At 32.0% G+C, this 2097-nt stretch carries 1 pseudogene; it reads left to right on the top strand.

Annotated features, from left to right (window positions below):
- Nucleotides 1-37 precede the first annotated feature (37 nt).
- Nucleotides 38-1273, top strand: a pseudogene (locus tag JCM7501_RS12365) (transposase).
- Nucleotides 1274-2097: the final 824 nt, after the last annotated feature.

Here is a 2097-nt window from a genome sequence, read left to right as displayed (position 1 = left end):
AACATGAAAATATTTTTTAAGGAGGGGGAAATCCTACATGTACCAACTTCAATTACTTTTAAATATACCTGAACTCTTTACTTCCCAGTCTAAAATTGATTTCTATTCTTCTATGTTTGAAAATCTTGACCTGTCTTCAATACCTGAACTCCCTTCCTCTAGTCCTGGCCGTAAGGGTTATTCTCATCATGCACTTTTTAGAGCTTTTATTGTTCTGAAAGCTGAAAGATTCGGTACAATTTCTGACCTTTTAGATTATCTCCGCAATAATCTTATCATTGCTCATCTTTGTGGCTTTAACATCCTTAAACCTCTTCCTTCTTATTGGACTTTCCGCCGTTTTATTAATGAGTTCTCTCATGATTATTTGACCTCTATCTTTCAAAATCAAGTCAATATCCTCAAAAATATGGGCATTATCTCTGGTGAGTTTATTTCCATGGACTCTACCCCTATTAAAGCTAACACTAAGTTAAATAACCCTAAGTCAGATAAAGACTGCAAATTAGGCGTTTTATTCTGCTTCTAATGACTCTTCTAATAAACGTTATAAGTTTTATTGGGGCTATAAAAATCACATTATTGTTGATGCTATCTCTGGTTTACCTATCGCTGAAACTACTACTCCCGCTGATGTCCCCGATTTTGAAGTCGCTTTGTCTTTGCTAGAAAAGACTAATAGGTGATTTAACCTTAAGTATGTTAATTTTATTGCCAATAAGGGGTATGATGTTAAGAGAGTTTATAATTTTGTTAGAGATACTCTCCACGGTCATTGCTTTATTCCTCGAAACTGGCGTAATTCTAAAAATCCCCCTCTGACTGATGATGGTTATATGGTTTGTGAAGCGGGTACTAAAATGCTCAAAGACGGCAAGCAGTATTTTGATGGTTTTATTAAGCAAAAATTTGTTTGCAAGTTCTGTAATTCTAAAGATGACTCTGCCTGCCCTATAAAGCATTTTAAATATTTTAATGGCAAAAAGCATAGAGGCTGTACTAAGTATGCTATTTATCTTCTGATTATAGGTCCTCTATTAATAGAGACTCCCTATATTTTAAGGCTGTCTATAAATTGAGGATTGAATCAGAAAGATATAATTCCCGCTTTAAAGCTCTGGATTTTGAAAAAGCTTATGTCAGAAATATTAATTCTGTCAGCAACCTTAATACTTTTGGCCATATTACTTTGCTTACTGTCGCTATTGTAGCTATTAAACTGGGTAAATTTGATGAGTTTAAGTCCCTTGTTGGTCTGATGCAATCAGCTTAACTTTTGCTGAATTTGGTTCATTCCACTTTTTAACATTTGACTTCTACAGGATATTTATTCCCTTTTTTAGCTCCTCTTTTGGTTTTTTCTTTTCCTTTACCTCCTTCTTTACGTTCAATTGTCAGTCTTAATTACTATATATTGTATATCATACATATTCTGGCTTTTGATTATGATTATTCTAATTAATTTTGCACATCCCTAACAGTCTGTAATATCGAAATTAAACTTTCCCTTAAATTAAAATAATTAGTTCTTTTGTCTTTATCAGCCCTGGGCAATATAAAATACCATCTTATTAAATTTTTCTTTCCTTAGTAACAATGGTTCCTACATTAGAATATAAATATTTCAAAGTGTTCATCACTCTGTTAAACAAATGTTTTCATGTAGTTCTAATTAAAAATAAATTTCATGAAGAGAACACTCTTTAAGAGGATTGAAAGTATATAGAGACTTCTTTTTGGCAACTAATAGGTGTATAATTGACCCCTCTAAAGGATAGGTCAAAGATTAGTCTTTATAGTAGGACAATCAGTAAGGTCTAGATTAAGAAAGTTAGAATAAGTTAAGTTAAGTTAAAATCATTGAAAGTGGATCAATTTTAATCCGCCATTGATATTATTGCCTTTTAACCTACCCAAATAGGAGGATTTTCAAGTGGAATTACAATAAAAGCCCCATATACATAGGCAAGGAGTATCAGTGATGTAAATATCATCTTAAGTTTCCTCCTCATCTTACTATCCCCCTCTCAAATATTTCCTCTTTTTAGCTTTATTATAGCATAAAAAAATAAAAATGCAATATATTTTTTATATGAA

The sequence above is a fragment of the Thermoanaerobacter thermocopriae JCM 7501 genome (assembly GCF_001310975.1).
GTDB classification, from domain to species: Bacteria; Bacillota; Thermoanaerobacteria; order Thermoanaerobacterales; family Thermoanaerobacteraceae; genus Thermoanaerobacter; species Thermoanaerobacter thermocopriae.
The sequence above is the reverse complement of the archived record's forward strand: the minus strand, read 5'-3'. Positions and strand labels throughout refer to the sequence as shown.